The organism is Eggerthella sp. AM16-19, from assembly GCF_003474385.1.
GTDB lineage: Bacteria > Actinomycetota > Coriobacteriia > Coriobacteriales > Eggerthellaceae > Senegalimassilia.
In genome coordinates, this window is the sequence record NZ_QUCY01000037.1 from 1 (window position 1) to 17,178 (window position 17,178).

Here is a 17,178-nt window from a genome sequence, read left to right on the forward strand (position 1 = left end):
CCTGCCGTCGGCGACGGCGGGCAAACGCTCATCACGCGCCGCGGCCTGCTGCTGGGCGCGCTCGGCGTGGGCGTGCTGGCGGCTGCGAGCGCCGGCGTCGCCGCAGTCGCGGGCGGCAAGGATTCTTCCACGCCCGACATCCAAACGCTGAAGGTGCCCACCGACGCCGTCTTCTCCATCTCCGACCTGTCGCAGGTGGAGAACGCCGACGATTGCGCGGAGCAGCAGGGCTCCTACGACCTGCCCTACGGCTCCCTGGTCTGGTGCAACGATTCGAAGTTCGCCTGCTGCCTGGTCCCCACGGAGAAGGCCAAGCCGCTGGCGCAGGTGGCCACGCTGGCCCTGTCGTCGGGCACGTCGGCCGTGGTGCTGGACAAGGCGCGCGGGCAGGACGAGGGCTTCGAAATCTACGACGCGCGCTGCACCTCGCAGGGCGTGGTGTGGACCGAGGCGAACATCATGGACGGCACCTGGCGGATCTTCGCCGGAAAGCTGAACTCCAACGGCGACGCCCTCTCCAGCATCCAGCAGCTTGATGAGGGCTCCACCGATCAGTTCGAGACCCCCACCATCGCCGCCGTGGGCGGGCACGCTTTCTGGCAGGTCATGCCGCAGTCCGACAGCACCGTCGTCGCGGCGTCGCTGATCGCGCAGCTCAAGAGCGTCTCCATGGGCAGCTCGGATGCCAACGTGGTGTACGAATCGGCCGGCCGCATGGCAACGGCCCCGTATGCGGCGGGCGACGGTGTGGTCATCACGCCGCGCGTCACCGGCGCGTCGTCGTATTACCAGCTCACGCGCGTGAGCGAGAACGGCGACGTCACCGACACGCTGACGCTTCCCGCGTCCATGAAGCCGCTCGAGGCAGGTTACGGCAAGACCGGCTTCACGTTCGCGTTCGACGCCACGTACAGCTACGGCGACGGCATCGCCAACTTGGGCACGTACGCCCCCGCCGAGTCGCCGGGCAGCGGCGGCTACAGCGCGCAGAAGTGGCTGCGCTTCGACCGCACGCCCACCACTGCGCCGGCATGGTGCGGCAACTGGCTGATGGTGAAGTCCACGAGCGCCGTATGCGGCGTCGACCTGCAAGGCAAGCGCTACTTCGCGCTGTCTGCGGAGAACGGAGCCGACGACTACGGCGAGTGGCTGGCGTCCGAAGGCCAGAACGACACGGTAGTCACGTACTCAAACATCGACTACACGCCCATCGGCGGCGAAGCCGTGAACTGTTGCCGCGTGAAGGTATGGAAAACGAAATAACCGCAGGTTGAAGGCCCCGCGAACGCGGGGCCTTTTGCGTGAGCAGGAGGCTGCGGGCGCGGGGGCTTACGGGTTTGCGGGTCGCGAGCTGGCGGGAATTGCAGGTGGGGCGAACGGGGCGGAAGCGGCGCAGAGAGCCCCTGTTCAGCTCGATTACGTAAGGAGCCCGCTTGACCAAGGCCGCATCCGGCCCGCGGCTAGGGCGAAATCCCTTATGCCTGCTTGTCGGTTTTCACTATGAAACCGAAGTAAATGATGTGGCCGATCCAGACCGCCGCCAGGACAACCCGCCCGACGGGGACGCGGCCCATCAAGGCGAAGCCGATTGCCAGCAGCACCGTCACCGGAATAAGGATGGTGAGCTTCGCGCGCAGCGTCATGGAACGCTTGGTCACGTATCCCTCCAGCACCTGCTTGTACACCTTTGTGCCCTTGAACCAGCTGTTCAAACGCGTGGAGCTACGAGCAAAGCAGAAGGCCGCGACCAGGATGAACGGCGTGGTGGGCAGGATCGGCAGCACCACGCCGACCATCCCCAGCGCGAGGCAAAGGAAGCCGCCGACGGCCCACAGGGTCTGGCGGGCTTTCGAAGCGCTTCGTCGGGTCTGATCGGATGCGGTGACCCGCTCTGCCGTCATTGCCTGTTCGTTCACGTGTTGCACCTGCTTACTGTTCACGATTGCTAACAAATGCAGGAAGTTTACCATGGCTTTCAACCAAAGACAACCGCGAGAAACTCTGGCGTCCGTCAACCGGAGCGGCTGTGCCACCACAGGAGATGGCCTCGCGCCCGAACAGGGTGAACTGGGGACGGGGTGCGTTCAGGTTGGCGCTCTCTTTTCCCGAACGTCCATTCCGAACACGCCTCCGTCCCCTGTTCGCCTTCGCGCATCCCCTGTTCGTGTCCCACGCTCCCTGCTCACCTTCGCGCATCCCGCGTTCACATCCATCCCCTGCTCACCCCCGCTCGGGCGACCTACGGGGAGCCTATCGCGCACCCGCCGCTACACCGCCAGCACGAACGGCTTGCCTTCGATCGTGGCCACGGATAGGCGAACGCCGTAGACCTCTTCGAGCAGGCCGGAGGTGATGATGTCGTCCGGCGCGCCCTGCGCTACGATGCGACCGTCGGCGAGCGCCACCAGATTGTCGCTGTAGCGCAGCGCCTGGTTCACATCGTGCAGCACCATGACCACCGTCATGCCGAATTCAGTGTTCAGTCGCTTGACCAGGTGCAATATGTCCAGCTGATAGCGGACGTCCAGATACGTGGTGGGCTCGTCGAGCAGCAGCACATCGGAGCCTTGCGCCAGCGCCATGGCGATCCACACGCGCTGCGCCTGACCGCCGGACAGCGCCGACACGGGACGCTTCGCATACTCGGTCAAGCCCGTGACCTCGAGCGCCCAGGCCACCATGCGCTCGTCCTCCTCGGTGTTCGCGGCGCTTCCCATGCCGTGATACGGGAAACGGCCGTACCCCACCAGCTTCTCCACCGCCAGATCGCCCGGAGCCGAATTCCTCTGGTGCACGATGGCCACCAGCCGCGCGAAATCGCGCAGGCGCAGATCGGTCACGTCGCCGCCGCGCAGATGCACCGTGCCGCCCGTGGGCTTGAGGTTCTTCGTCAGCAGGTTGAACAGCGTGGACTTGCCCGAGCCGTTCGCCCCGATGAGCGTGGTGATCCGCCCCTCGGGGATGGTCACATCCAAGCCGTCGAAGATAGGCACGCGCCCATGGTCGTACACGAAGTGCAGCCCACGCACGGTGAAGACGTTGCTTTCGTTCGCATTATTCGCCATAGGTACCACGCGCCTTTCGAAGCAGCAGGATGAACGCCGGACCGCCCACCACCGACATGATGACCGCGGCGCTGATCTCGTAGGGCGTCGCGATGGTGCGGCCGATGGTATCGGCCAGCAGCAGGCAGAACGCACCAAGCAGCATGGTGTAAGGCACCAGCCACTTGTGCGACGTGCCCACCAGCAAGCGCGCGATGTGCGGGACGATCAGGCCGAGGAAGCTGATCGGGCCGATGACGGCCGTGGAGATGGACGCCAGCAGCACGGCGACGGCGCTGATAAGCAGGCGATTCTTGTTCACGTCGAGTCCCAGGCTGCGCGCCGTCTTGTCCTCAAGCGACAGCAGGTCGCAACGCTTCGTCACCAGCAGCGCGATGGCGAGCCCGGCCACCGCGTAGCCCGCAAGCGTTTGCAGGTCGCTCCACGTTTTCATGGTGATGTTGGCGTCCACGATGCTGGCCACGCCCGACAGCGTGCCGCCCGTGCCTGAGCTGAACGCGCTGGAGATGCCGGAGAACATGGCGCTCACAGCCACGCCCACCAAGATCACGCGCAGTGGCGAGAGACCGCCGCGCCACGACAGGCTGTACACCAGGCCGAATGCGATAAGGCCGCCCGCGAACGCGAACAGCGGCGTGAAGTAGTACAGCGCCGGGGCGAATGCCGTGACCAGCACGGCGGCCAGGCTTGCGCCGCTAGACACGCCGATGATACCCGGGTCGGCAAGCGGATTGCGGATGACCGCCTGCAGCAGCGCACCCGAGACCGCCAGCGCCGCACCGCCGACCATGGCGATGAAGATGCGCGGGAAACGCAGGTCGTAGATGGTCGCGACCGTGTCGTCGTATTCGACGAACAGGCCGCTGACCAGCTGCTCGGGCGTCACCTGCAAGCTACCCGTGTTCACGGCGACGAAGAACAGCGCCAAAAGCGCCGCCGCCGTTATCGCGAACACCGTGATTTTCCTTCCAGTGCTTACCATATGGTCAGCCTTTCTAGCTGTAGAGCATATCCGTTCAGAGCGCGCAAGCTGAGCCGGGGCCCGCAGGGTCGCTCGGGACGCGCGAACCGGGGCCCGCGCCTACGGGGGGGGAGGCGGCTCGAGGAGCGCCGGCCGGGGCTTATACCTGCGAAGACGAGGAATAAAGCATGGGTTGCAGCGTTTGCAGAGCGTCGGGGTAGTTGAAGGTGGCGCTCATGCCGAACTGGTCGTAAGGAAGGTCGTACACACGTCCCTCCTTCACCGCGCGGAAGTGCTTCCATACGTCGTTCGTGGCGAACTCGTCGGCGAACATCTGCATGACCTGGTCGGGCAGCGCATGGGCCGTGCGAAGGACGATGTCGGGGTCGCGCGCCTGCATATCCTCGGTGTTCACGTTCAGAAATTCCTGGTCGGATCCCGCATACACGTTCTGCCCGCCCGCAAGCGCCACCAGGCTGCCCGCGTAGCTGTTCTCCGTTGCCACGATATAGCTGCCCGGCAAGCCCATGAGCACCAGCACGCTCGGCTGCGGCTTGCCTTCCACGCTGGCGCGGAAGGCCGCCATGAACGCGTCGTATTCCGCTACCAGCGCCTGCGCCTGATCGCGGCGGTCGAACTTGGCCCCCATGGCGGAGATGCTCTCGTACATGCCGCCGACGCTGCGCAAGTCCAGGAACATGCATGCCACGGCGATGCCCGCATACTTCGGGCGCAGGTCGTCGATCAGGGTGTTCGGGCTGATCACGCAGCTGGGATGCAGCGATTTGAGCGTCTCCAGGTCGGGCGACATGGGGCTTCCCACCTGCGGCAGCTCGGCATAGCGCTCGGGCAGGTCGCGCGTGGTGTTGCACACGCCCACCAATTCCAGGTCGAGCTTGTCGCAGATGGTCGCCACCGCCGGCGACGTCGCCACCAGGCGCTGCTGCTCGGAGCCATCGGCGTTGCGGTACGGGTGCTGGTCGACGCAGCCGGCCAGCGGGAAGGCCGCCGCCGACAATGCGGCGACGGCCAGCCCTCGCGCGAAAGCACGGCGCGTGAGCGGGCGGCGCGGCGCAAAAGCCCCGGCGTTGCGAGCCGCCGCCTTGCCCGGCAACGCCGGGCGGGGCGCCGCAAAGGGCGCTGTCACGGAAGCCCCCGCTGCCTCCCCTGCCCCGCGCACGCTCGCCGCGGTAGTTTCGCAGGCGTCGTTTGCGCAGCTCATCAAGCTATTCGCCCCTCGACTTCGCAGCCGCGGCCGCCGCAGCGGCTGCTTGCGCCTGCTTGGCGCGCTTGGGCTTGAGGTACGCGAAGTACGCTGCCGCGCCCGCAACCGCCAGCACAACCACGATGCCGCCCACGATAGCGGCGGTCGTCGCACCGTTAAGCGGCTCGGATCGATCCTGGCCCTCGGTGGTCTCCTGGCCATCGGCGTTGTACTCCTTGACGCCGGAATTCGCCGCACCATCGGTCTGAGGCGCGGCCTCGCCCGATATGCTGGAAGCAGCAAGCTCGGCGGATGCGGAAGCGGCGGGCTCGGCGGCAGCCGTAGGCTCGGCAGCTTCCTCACCAGGAGTGATGGCCTGCACGAACGGCACGGCGTCGATGTTGCCCTCGACAAGGCCCGTCAGCTGCGTGAAGTAGACGACGTCGCGGCCCATCGGCGTCACGTACATGCTCACGCGGATGTTCGACGTCTCGCTGGGCACCTGGAAGCGCCAGTCGGCCGTGTTGCTCGCAGAATCGACCTGCATCTGCGCTGCCTCAACCGCAGAGAACGCGCCATCGCCGCCGTTGTCGGCCCAGAAGCTCATCGCACCCATCTGGTCCGCCAGCTTGAAGCGCAGCGTGACAAACGTGTTGCCCGCCGTGTCCTTCTCCACCAGTGCAGCGGGGTACGTGCAGCCCGTGGTCATGGACTCGGCCAACGCAACGTTGCTCTGGCCTGCGGAATCCTCGATCGCGCCCGTCACGGGATTAGCGTACGAGGGAGCCGTCGAGGCGGTGTACACGGCAGAGGTGGCCGCGTGAGCTACGCCGACAAGCACGCTCGACGAGACGGCGAACGCCGCGAGCAGGGCGAACGCGGCCGCGCACGCGCCGCGCAAAAGTCGCTTAGTCATGGGAAACAACCTTTCGAACAGGGAAAACAACTTACTTCATGCGACGAACGGGCCAGCCCCGAAGGGAACCGGCCCATATTCGCGCCCGGCGCTCCAACGCCAGGGGGGGGTAGCGAACGGCGGCCGCGCGCTTTCGGCCGCCTGCCCATCTGTCCGCGTAGTCGCCCTGGGCGCACGACCTTCGGCCAGCCCGGATTCCCACGCTTCGATCGGACGTCAGGATGGCGGCAGACGGTGGGCGGGCGCTTTCAATCGCCCGCCCAACGGCAAGCGCCTGCGCCCTGGCCCCAACCCTCAGCCTGCGCAACCTAAGGCGAAACGCCCGCGGAAGGAGTTTGCGGCTCCCGCGGGCAATCTCCGCGCTATCGACGCTGCATGCGACGGCGGGCAACCACGGCCGCACCCGCCGCCACCGCGGCAACGGCCGCAGCACCTGCTACGCCGGCCACGTTATCGCCGGTCTGGCTGAGGATCTTGCTGCTGGAGGCGACCGCGTTGTCCTGGCCCGTGCCCAGATCCTTGGCCTGCGACAGCTTCAGGTGCATATCCGCGATCTGCGCGCCGCCGCCCAGCTGCTCCATCTCCTTGATGGTCATGCTGATGGGAACCACGGTATCGGAGTCGGCCTTCGGAATGGAAACGGTGTACTGGTTTCCGCTTTTCGCCAGGTCGGAGCCGTTATATGCCAGCGAAATGATATGGCTTGCACCTTCACTCGTAGCCGAGAAGCTCACCTTGAACGTGCCGTCGGACTGCGGGCGGACCAGCGCGGTGTCGCCGAAGTACTTGGCAGCCATGGACTCTTCCGTGCTGTTATGCTTCAGCCACGAAGCGGGCACCTGGTAGGTGTGGCCGACCTGGAAGCCCTGCTTGGCCTGCCGGCCGTTGGGGTCGGTGGTGGCACCGCCATCGTTGTTGCCGTTGCTGCCGTTGTTGTTGTTCGCGGGCGGTTGCGGCGTCACCGGCTCGCCGGAAGCGGTCGGCAAACTGGTGGTATCCAGACGCACGCCCATGTCGACGGTGCCGCCGGGCATGGTCACGCTCACCGTGATGTCCTTATTGATAGCGGGCACACCGGAAATGGTGAAGGACCCGTCAGCGTTCTGAACTGCGGATTTACCCCCGTACGTCATAGCCGTCAGGAACTGCTTGCCCTGCGCGTTCGGCGTAACCGTCACGGAATACGAGCCGTCGGCATACGAGACCGTGGCCGTAGCCTCCATGAAGTTGGCCGCGGTGGACTGCTCGCCCGTGGTCGCGTTGACAAACGAAACCGGCAGCGCGTACTCCTTGCCCGCCACCAGCTTGAAGCCGTCAGCCGTGGTCACGGTCTGATCCTCGGAAGGAGTCGGCGCGGGGGCTTCAGCGTCCTTGCTCGTGTTGAACGCGTCGATGGCCTTCTGCAGCTGCTCGGTCGCACCGGCGACACCCGCCTGGGGAATCTTGTCGTTAGCGGCAGCCTTCTCAGCGGTTGCGATGGCCTCTTGCAGAGCCTTGAACGCCTCATCGGTCTTGTTGCCCTGCTCGATCGCCTTCGCATCGGCGATCTTCTGGTTCAGCAAGGTCTTGTCAACTTTCTGCTCATCCTGGCCGGGATCGGCCTTGTCAGCGCTCGTGTTGAACGCTTCAACAGCGCCCGTGATCGCCTTCACGCCTGCGGCGATGGATGCATCCGTGGCATCGGCGGCGTCGACGGTCGCATACGCATCGGCGATTGCCTGCTGTAACGCGGAGAACGCCTTATCGGTCTTGCTGCCCTGCTCGACGGCCTCCGCCTTCACGATCTCCGACGTCAAACCCGTGCGGTCCACGAACGAGACGTTCGGCGCGGCGTTGCCCACCACCAGCTGGAACGGATGCAGGTTCGTCATGGTGCCGCGATTGGGGATGCTCACGGTATAGCCGAACGTGATGTCATAGGTGTCGGTGATGCTAGACACGGGAATGGAATACGTTGCGGAACCATCCTCGTTCACGGTCTTCGCAACCTTCTTGCCCTGATAGGTGACATCGCCCAGCGTGTTGCCCTCGCCTAGCGACTTTGCCGTCAACTCGATGATGTATGAGCCGTTCGACGCGGTCACCTTCACCTTGTCGCTGAACGAACGCGAGATGTCGTATTTCGACCCCTTGAAGTACAGCGTGAACGCATCCTCATAAGACGGAATGTCGACGCCCTCGCCGATGCTGCTTGTATCGAACACAGCGCGGGCGCTCGGCGTCATGGGCATGCCAGGTACCGTCACCTGGAACGTAAGCGCATCAAGCTTCAAGGCGCTCACCGTGAAAGTGCGCGTGCCGTCGGAGTTATCCACGTAGGGAAGCTCTGAACCGCCGCTTATCAGCTTCACGCCCATGTTCTTGCCGCTCTCGTTCGCGGTCAGGCTGACAGCATACTTGCCGTTTTGGTACACAGCCTTCGCCGTGGTGGAGAAATAGGCGCCCATCATAGACGAACTGTCGGAATCGGCCTTCAGCCACTTGACCTGGACCGTGTAAACAGTGCCCTCGACCGGGGTGAAGCCGTTTTCGGCCTGCGCCGCTACCGGCGCGGCGCCGTTGCCGGCATCCTGCGCCAAGGCGAGCGCCGGCACCATGCCCGTCGCCAGCGTTGCCGCCAGCACCAGCGAGGTGCCCTTGCGCACCACCGTATACCTTACCTTGCCCATACCGTTCCTTCCTATCCCGAAATCCGCCTCTTGCCACGCGCCGCAAACCGGGCCGAGCAACGAAGCCAAAGGGTAGCGCCTGGACATCACCAGTTGTTACCCAACACTTACAAAATGTGAAAAGTATATTGCATATAACTTCTTTAGAAAATAACCCTGGATAACTTTTGTCACATTATCTCCAGAAGGTGGGGCGCACGTGCGCCCCACCCGAAGCTGCGCCCTACCGTTGGCGCTTGCGACGCGCGAAGAAGGCCGCTACCGCCGCAAGCGCGGCGCCGAACACGCCGGTTGCGGCAAGCGGGGCAACCGGCACGCTGTCGCCAGTTTGGCTCAGCGCTGCGCCATTGCCGCCGGACGCGGTTCCGCTGTTGCCACCCGCAGCCACGTTACCGCCAGTGCTGCCGGCGTTCCCGCCGTTGCCGTTGCCACCGGCACCACTGCCGTTGCCGCTGCCGTTACCGCCGCCGTTGCCACCGGCACCACTGCCGTTGCCGTTATCGGTGCCCGGACCCGGGTTCGGACCCGGGTTCGGATTCGGATTCGGATTCGGGTTCGGGTTCGGCTCGGGGTTCGGCGCAGGGTCCGGCTCGGGCGCGGGCTCGGCCTTCACCAGCGCCGACTGCGCCTTCGTCAGCTTCTCAAGCGCGGAGGCCACGTCATCCCCGCTGGCATCGGGGTTCGCCAGCACATCCTCCGCGGCCTTCAGCGCCTGCTCGAAGGGCTTCCAGCTATCGGCGGTGTAGTCGGATTCCTTCAGCTGCTTGGCCGCATCGACGGCGCCCTGCAAAGCCGAGGTGTCCGGCTTATCCGGGCTGGGCTCGGGCGCGGGCTCGACCTTGACCAGGGCGTTTTGCGCCTCGGTCAACGCCTTAAGCGCGTCATCGACGGCCTGCTGGTTCGTCGGGTTCGCCAGCACGTTCTTGGCGGCGGCGAGCGCCTGCTCGAAGGGCTTCCAGCTATCGGCGGTGTAGTCGGACTGCTGCAGCTTGTCGGCCGCCGTGATGGCGCCGGTCAGCGCATCGACATCCACACCCGACTCCACCAACGCGCCCTGCGCCTTCGTCAGCGCATCCAGCGCGCTGGCGACCGCCTCCGCGCTCTCCGGGCTCACCAGCTGCTGACGCGCAGCGGCCAGCGCCTTCTGGAACGCCTGCCACGACTCGGCGGTGTAATCGCCGCGGTTCAGCGCCTCGGCGGCATCCACCGCGGCCTTCAGCGCCGACGTGTCGACTTCGGACGCCTCCGCCGCCATGCGCACGGCAACCTCGCCGCTCACCGCGTTCACGGCGACGCCGTCGGCCGTGACCACATGGGCGACCACGCTGTACACGCGATCGGCGGACGCATCGGCATCGCCCTCGGCACCCGTGGGCGTGTAGGTCGCGCCCGTGGCGCCTGCGATGGGGGCGCCGTTGCACAGCCACTGGTACGTCACCGTGGCCCCCTCGGGAGCCGTGACGCTGGCGGCCAGCTCGGGCATGGGCTGCCCCGCCGCCACGATCACCACGCCGGACTTATTCAGCGAGACCGACGGCTGCACACCTGCAAGCGTAGCCTTCTCAGTCAGCAACGTGGCATCGCGGACCTCGACGAGAACCGAGGAACCATCGACAGGGACGTTCCAGTTCAGCGTGTCGGCGGTCGACCAATCCTGCAGCACCTTCCGCTGGCCGTTCGTAGACACCTCCGTGAAGCGGAACAGCTTGTCACCGCGCACGCCGCCCTGCGCCGTCGCCTTGAGCGGCACCACCATGCCGGGCTCGACCGCGCCGGCAGCGGAGAGCGTCGCCGAAAGCGGGGTGTACTCGAGCAGCTGGTCCTCCGACAGCGTGCCGTACGTCCCCGCGATGGCCGCCTTCGCCGTCTCCCAGCCCTTCGAGCCAGCAGGCGCGTAAATGCGCACTTCAGAGGCATAGCTTCCGAAGCTCCACGGCATCTCGAGCCTCTCGCAGTCCGCCGGGATCACGATGGTCTTCGGGAACGTGCCGGATGCGCTGAAACGCAGGTCGGTCATGCCCGGGCCGAAGTAAGCCGTCTGCATGATCGAATCATCCTGCAGCGAGCTCGACACATACGAGCCGTTCTGCCCGCCGCGCACGATCAGGTGCGCAGGCACGTGGCCCGAGAACGGCGATGCGCCGATATAGTTGCTCGGGTTGCCAAGCTGCTTGACGTTCGTCCCGAACTCGACGAAATCAAGATTCAGGTCCCAGTTGAACGCCGTGTCCGCCACGGTCTCCAGGCTATCGGGCAGCACCACCTCGCTCAAGGAGTCGCACGTGTTGAACGCGCCCCACCCGATGCTCTTCACGCCCTCGGGGATGACCACGCGCTTGATCACGCGATTGGAACGGAACGCCTCGCGATCGATGGAAACGGTGCCGTTTTGCACGATCACGTCGGCGGTCTTGCTGGCGGCGGCGGATTTCACCAGGTGCAGACCGTCTTCCATCTGCGCGTACAGCACGTTGTCTACCGCGGAGTACACCGGGTTCGCGCCGGCGACCGTCAGCACCTCGAGCGCGTTTGCGCCCGGGAACAAGTCGGCGCCGCCCGAGGTCAGCCCCGCGCCGACATGCGCGCGCGTCATGCCCGTCAGGTTCTTGAACGCGTTCGACCCCACCTCGGCGACGGAATCGGGAAGGACGATCGCCGTGATCGCACCGTCGTACGTCGCCGTATCCTTATCGCTATCGGAGGCCGTTGCGGCATCGTATCCGGAATCGCCGCCGCTCGAGGAGGAGCTGCCCTCCTCGTCCGAGAAGGCGAGCGCGCCGATCTTCGTCAGCTTGTTCAGGTCGCGACGCAAGTTCACGGTGGAAAGCGACACGCACTTCGAGAATGCGCGCTGCGGCACCTCGACCGCGCCGCCGATGTTGACGTACGTCAGCGACGAGCAGCTCATGAACGCCTGCTCGCCCATGGCCTCGAAACCGTCGGGGAGCACGACGGAGGTCAACGCCGCGCCGGCGAAACCGTTCTTGCCGATAGACGCAAGCCCCTTCGGCATGTTCACCTTCGACACCTGCGCACCGCTGAAGGCGCTGGCCGCGATGTCCTTGACGGTTTCGGGGACGGTATACACCCCGCCCGCCGTCTTTTTCGCCGCAGGGAACGCCACCAGCTGCGTTTTATCCTTGTTAAACAGCACACCGTCCGCTACCGAGTAGTTCGCGACGGAATCGTCGGCCTTGAACTCGAGCAGCGAGCCGTCGCCCACGAACGCCTCCGTCAGCGCGCCGGCGGGCACCTGCCTGCCCACCGTCACGGTGTTGAGCTGCTTCATGTTCGCGAAAACGCCGGTGCCCAGGTTGATCAGCGAATCGGGAAGCACGACCTCGGCCACGTTGGTCCCGGAGAACGCCCCGTTGCCGATGGACGCCAGACCCTCGTTGAGCTCGAGCGTCTTCAGGCTCGAGTCGTTGGCGAACGCCTCCGATTCGACCGTCTTCACGCTTGCGGGCAGCTTCACGCTCTGCAGGCGGGCGCCGCTGAACGCCGCCTTGCCAATGGTCGTCAAGCTCGAGGGCAGGCCCTCGGCCACGGAGCCGGAAGCGCTGCGGACCTTGATCTTGTTGAGCGCCGAGCATGCATCGAACGCGTTCGCGCCGATGGTCTCCACCTTGTCGGACAGCGTCACGTTGGAAAGCTGGATGCAGTTCTCGAACGCGCTGGCCGGGATGGAGGTTACGCCGTCGGGAAGCACCACGCGCTGCACCGAGGAGGTGGAGAACGCCTCGGAGCCGATGGATGTCACGCCCTCGGGGAGCTCGATCTCGGCAAGCCCTTGGGTGCCGAAGAACGCGCGGTCGCCGATGCCGGTGAGCTTGCTGCCGGATTCGAAGCGCACCTTACCCAGGTTGTGCGTACTCTTGAACGCCTCCTTACCGATGGAGGTCACGCTGTACGGGATGGAAACGCTCTGAATGTCCGACCCGGAGAACGCGCCGTCGGCGATGACGGAAACGTCGTTGGGGATGGAGATGTTCGTGGATTCGCCCGTGTATCCGGTAAGCGCGCCGCTCTCATCGATCGCGAAGTCACCGTAGTCGGCCTGCTGCGCCCGCACGTGGATGGTGGCGGACTTCCTCTCGCCCTTGGAGTTCGTCACCGTGGCGGTCACGTCCGCGTCGCCCGTTTGTCCCTGGGCAGCAAGCGTCACGCGGTTGGCGACCTGCTTGAGCTTCGGGTCGGCTTGCTGCACCTTCACGACGGACTCGTCGCTGCTGGTCCAGGTCACCCCACCGGCCGCGCAGTCGTCGGACACGAGGGCTGCGACGTCGAGGGTGCCGTCGAGCAGCAGCTGCGCGCTATCCTGCGACAGGGCCACGCCGGTATCGGCGGAAACCTGCTCTACCTTCACCTGGGCCTTTGCGCTGACGGCGGGGTTGTCGGCCACGGACACGGTGATCTGCGCCTCGCCCTCCGCAACGCCCGTGAGCTGGCCGTTCTCATCGACGGCGACCACATCGGGATTGCTGGACGCCCAGGTCAGCTTCGTCTGCGTGGAGTCGGCCGGCACAACGGTCGCCTGTAGGCTGCTCACCTGGCCGGGGGCGAGCTTCACGGAATCGGCCGACAGCGTCACACCCGTCGCGGGAACCGGGTTCACCACGATCTCGACGTCGCTGCTGATGTTGCTGCCGTAATCCCACGCGCGCATATGCACGACGTTGGGGAACGCCGCGCCGTTGCTGCCCGGTCCCTTCCAGCCGCTCCAAGCGCTCTTAAGCGCGGAAACGGGCACGGAGATATGCCACGTGCGCGTACCATCGGCGTTCTCCACCGGATCGGAGATGGTGCTGTCGGCCCCGGAGCTGGTCGGGCAGACCACCTGGTAGTAGCAGCCGTCGGCCTTCTTCGCATCGTCATCGGGGCCGATGAAGTTCACGCCGGCAAACCACGAGGAGTCCGTCACGTCGAACGTCACCGTACGTGCGCCGTCTTCGCCGGACAGCTGCACGTTCGACACCTCGGGCTTCTTCGTGTCGTAGTAGAAGTCCTGGTCAAGCGTCTGCTGAGCAGCATCGTCGGTGGCCAAGGTAGCTGTACGGCGCAGCGTGTACCTGCCGTCGGGCAGCTGGTTGCCGTCCTCGCCCAGGCCATCGAACACCGGCTTGGAGGAGTTGTCGCCCAGATAGTAGCCCTCAACGTACAGGTAGTTGCCCACGCTGTCGTTGTACGTCGTCTTCGAAACCCAGTTATAGCTGAACGAGCGCACGCTCTCGCCGTCGGCGTTCAGGTAGTCGTACGCCAACGTGCTCGCGTTGCGCTGCATGGTGGTGAACGGTACCAGGCGCGTCGGGGCATCGATCGCCGGCGACGAGGAGACGACCGCCTTCGACAGGTCGGCGCTTCCATATTTGTCCAGGGGGTTCTTGCCAAGGGATTTCGACGTGCCCTGGTTCATGAGTGAGCTGCCGACGATGTGCTCGTCGCCGCTTCCGGCCGCCGCATCGATGGCAGGCTGCTTATCCCAGTCGCCGTAGAAGCCCAAGAAGGGTGCGGACAGGTCGACGCCGCCGTTTTGCGCCGCCAGCTTCACGAAGCCCTCGACATAGGCGCCGTTCGAAGCGTTTTCCGCAACGAACGACTTGAACGCGCTATCCGCCGTCACGTTGACGACGAGCGTCGCGCTTCCGCCCAGATTGTTGTCCGGGTCGTTGGCGGGGACGGTGATGGTTCCGCCCTGCGCATCGCCGCCGAAGCTCACCTTGATGCCACGGCCCGTCCAGTTGTAGTCGCTGCCCGTGAACACGCCGTTCGCGATCTGCTCGGACATCGCCGCCGCATCGAGCGTGTAGGTTTGCTCCTGCTTGGTCAGATTGTTCAGCTTCAGCGTGAAGCTCCACGAACCGTCGGCCGACTCGCCCATTTCGCCCTTCGGACGGTCGTTGTCCGAGTCCTCGCACGTCAGATACACGGGCGTGGTGGTCGCCGCCTTCGCGTTCACCAGGCCGGCGCCCTGGAAGCGGGGGCTGTAGTACGTTTCAGGGCCTTCGTCGACCATCGGGTCGGCGATGGGGGAGGCGGTGGACATGAGCAGCTGCGAGACGAGCGTGCTCTTCGCGGAATCCGAGTACCAGGCGAACTTGCTGTCGGACTCCACGTATTCGCGCACCAGCGCCGAGATGCCGGCGACCTGCGGCGTTGCCATGGACGTGCCCGACTTGTAATCGTAGTCGTTGTTCGGCACCGTGGAATAGATGTTGCCGCCGGGCGCCGTCACCTCGGGTTTGATCTTCAGGTTCGTCGTGGGTCCCCAGCTGCTGAAATCGCTCATGGTGAACGCGGTGGCGGAGGCGGTCGTCAGGCCGGATTCCTTCACGATGCGCTTGTCGGCGGCCGCCAGCAAGGCCTCGCCGGAAGCCTTCGTCACCATGATGGCGGTGGTATCATCGCTGTTAATGGAGAACGAGCTGAGCTTCTCGTCGCGATCGTCGTAGATGACCACGGCGAACGGCGACAGGGCGCCGATGTTGTTCACCTTGTCGGCAAACGTCAGGTCCGAACCGTCGGAAGCCGCACCGCGCTTGACCAGCACAATCGTCTTACGGTCCATGCCGTCGGGATACGCTTCCTTCAGCCTCTCCACGTCCGCCGCGTCGCCGACGCCGCCGTCGACGTACTCGTACGAGCCGTCTTTAAGCGCCGAGAACTTCGGGGAGCCCCAGTAGCTTTGGTTGTTCGCCTCGATATAGGGAATGACCGTGCCATCGGCCGCTTTGAACGCAGGCGACGCCTCGGCGTTGTTCACGCTGGCCACGGCCACGGTGCCCGGCATGGCGGACGGGTACGACAGCACAGAGCTGTCGGGGTCGGAGGCGTAGGGCTTGTTCTGCCCGGACTTGTTCTTGTAACCCGACGTGTACGAGTTGCCGGCGGCCATGTTCACCGACGCGCCCGTCGCCGTCAGGCTATTGATGGCGTCGCCGTACGTTGCGGCCGCGGCATCGGAGAAGCCGGCGTCGCTGCCAAGCGAAACGTTCACGGAATCGGGAGCCAGCACCACCGCGTCGTCGAACGCGGCAAGCAGCGAGCTGTCGTAGATGGTACCGTCGGAGTTGCAGCTGACCTTCAGCATGGCGATCTGGGAATCGGGCGCCGTGCCCCGGACCTCGCCGGCGTTCGCGCCGATGATGCCGGCGACGTGCGTGCCATGGTCCATGCCGGACAGCGAGCCCGGGTCGACGTCGCTGTCATGGTCGGCGTAGTCGTACACGAAGGGGATCTTCTCGCTTACGTAGCGGCCGTTCTTACCCTCGCCCATCTTCGTCATCTTGCCGTTGACGCCGGATTCCGTTTCGGCGAGATTGGAATCGTCCAGGTCGCCCTTGAAGGCGGAGTGGTTCACGTCGAGCCCGGAGTCGATGATGGCGATGAGCTGGCCGTCGCCTTTCTGTTTGATCTGGTCGGCGGCGGTCATATCGAGCGAGGTTTGGTTGGCGGGCGCATCCTGCATCCCCTGGTCGGCGGGGACCTCGTAGCCCTTCTCGATGAAGGCGTTCTTCACACCGTCCAGGTCCTGGATGGTTTTAAGCAGGTTGGCGGGCGCCTTGATGGCGAAGCCGTCGATGGCGTGGTAGTAGTCGTAGAGCTCCTGGAACTCGGGCTGCTCCGCATCGCCGGCGTCGCGCGCGGCATCCTCCGACGAGGAATTGCCATCGCCCAGCAGGCCGAACAGGCTGAAGCCCTGCTCCTGCCCCTGTTCCTGCTCCACCATATCGCGGATCTGATTCTTGAAGTAGTTGTGACGGTCCTGGTTCACCGTCCCCATCACGCGGCTGAACAAGCTAACACCGCGTGCGCCCGCGCCGTCCTCCAGCTGCACGATGATGGTAACGTTGCCTTGCCCGTCCGCATCCGCGGCGGCCTGCTGCATCGCCTGCTCGACGACGTTTGCCGTCGAAGGCTGGGCGCTATCGTCGGAGTCCGCCGCAAACGCCGCGGTCGTGGGAACCATCAACGTTCCCACCAGCGTCAACGCAAGACCCGAGCGCACGACGCGCCTTCCCTTGAGTTCTTCTCCCATGAGCATCCTTCCCGATTCGCCTCTATGCTCGATCTCGTTTCCGATAAACGGCGGAGCAGCGCGGACCCGCCGCGTGCCAAGACCGCATACCCGGACGAGACCGTGGGCAACGACTTCTGTCTCCCGAAGTTACCCGTGATATACAAAACGAAGGAAGTATACCGTACGCAACAATTTGGCAACCATGCAGGCAACTGGGGTTAACTTTCACTACAAGTTCTCCATAAAGTTACCCGCGGCTATCCGTGTGGCGGTTGTGCGGAGCCGAGCTGTTGCGGCCGACACGGCGTAACGTTTCTGGGGGTGCGGTGTAAGCCGCGTCGGCGAT

8 protein-coding genes are annotated in these 17,178 nt (G+C 65.1%); 1 reads left to right on the top strand and 7 read right to left on the bottom strand.

The genetic code is table 11. From position 1 onward, the window contains the following. Window positions 1–1,263, top strand: a 1,263-nt coding sequence (locus tag DW178_RS10550) for a Tat pathway signal protein (RefSeq protein ID WP_353653297.1), incomplete at its 5' end; no start/stop codon positions are given. Window positions 1,264–1,475: 212 nt separating this feature from the next. Here the strand turns inward: DW178_RS10550 and DW178_RS10555 are convergent. The 7 genes from DW178_RS10555 to DW178_RS10585 all read right to left on the bottom strand — a co-directional run bounded on the left by DW178_RS10555 (window position 1,476) and on the right by DW178_RS10585 (window position 16,850). After that, entirely contained in the window at window positions 1,476–1,916 is a 441-nt protein-coding gene (locus DW178_RS10555; protein ID WP_286168682.1) for a YbaN family protein, read from the bottom strand. Between the two features lie 351 nt (window positions 1,917–2,267). After that, the gene (locus tag DW178_RS10560) at window positions 2,268–3,065 is read right to left on the bottom strand and encodes an ABC transporter ATP-binding protein (protein ID WP_118351346.1); all 798 of its coding nucleotides are present in this window, start codon (window positions 3,063–3,065) and stop codon (window positions 2,268–2,270) included. Further along, complete coding sequence (locus DW178_RS10565; RefSeq protein ID WP_118351348.1) at window positions 3,055–4,047, bottom strand: FecCD family ABC transporter permease; 993 nt, start codon at window positions 4,045–4,047, stop codon at window positions 3,055–3,057. The genes DW178_RS10560 and DW178_RS10565 overlap by 11 nt, the downstream gene beginning before the upstream one ends. A gap of 139 nt (window positions 4,048–4,186) precedes the next feature. Continuing rightward, window positions 4,187–5,173, bottom strand: a complete 987-nt coding sequence (gene isdE / locus DW178_RS10570; protein WP_286168683.1) for a heme ABC transporter substrate-binding protein IsdE — start codon at window positions 5,171–5,173, stop codon at window positions 4,187–4,189. Window positions 5,174–5,252: 79 nt separating this feature from the next. Next, entirely contained in the window at window positions 5,253–6,146 is an 894-nt protein-coding gene (locus DW178_RS10575) for a heme-binding Shp domain-containing protein (RefSeq protein WP_118351350.1), read from the bottom strand. Between the two features lie 362 nt (window positions 6,147–6,508). Continuing rightward, entirely contained in the window at window positions 6,509–8,815 is a 2,307-nt protein-coding gene (locus DW178_RS10580) for an NEAT domain-containing protein (RefSeq protein ID WP_118351353.1), read from the bottom strand. Between the two features lie 223 nt (window positions 8,816–9,038). Beyond that, a complete protein-coding gene (locus DW178_RS10585; RefSeq protein ID WP_158574193.1) occupies window positions 9,039–16,850 on the bottom strand; it encodes a leucine-rich repeat protein in 7,812 nt (2,603 codons plus the stop codon). Window positions 16,851–17,178: the final 328 nt, after the last annotated feature.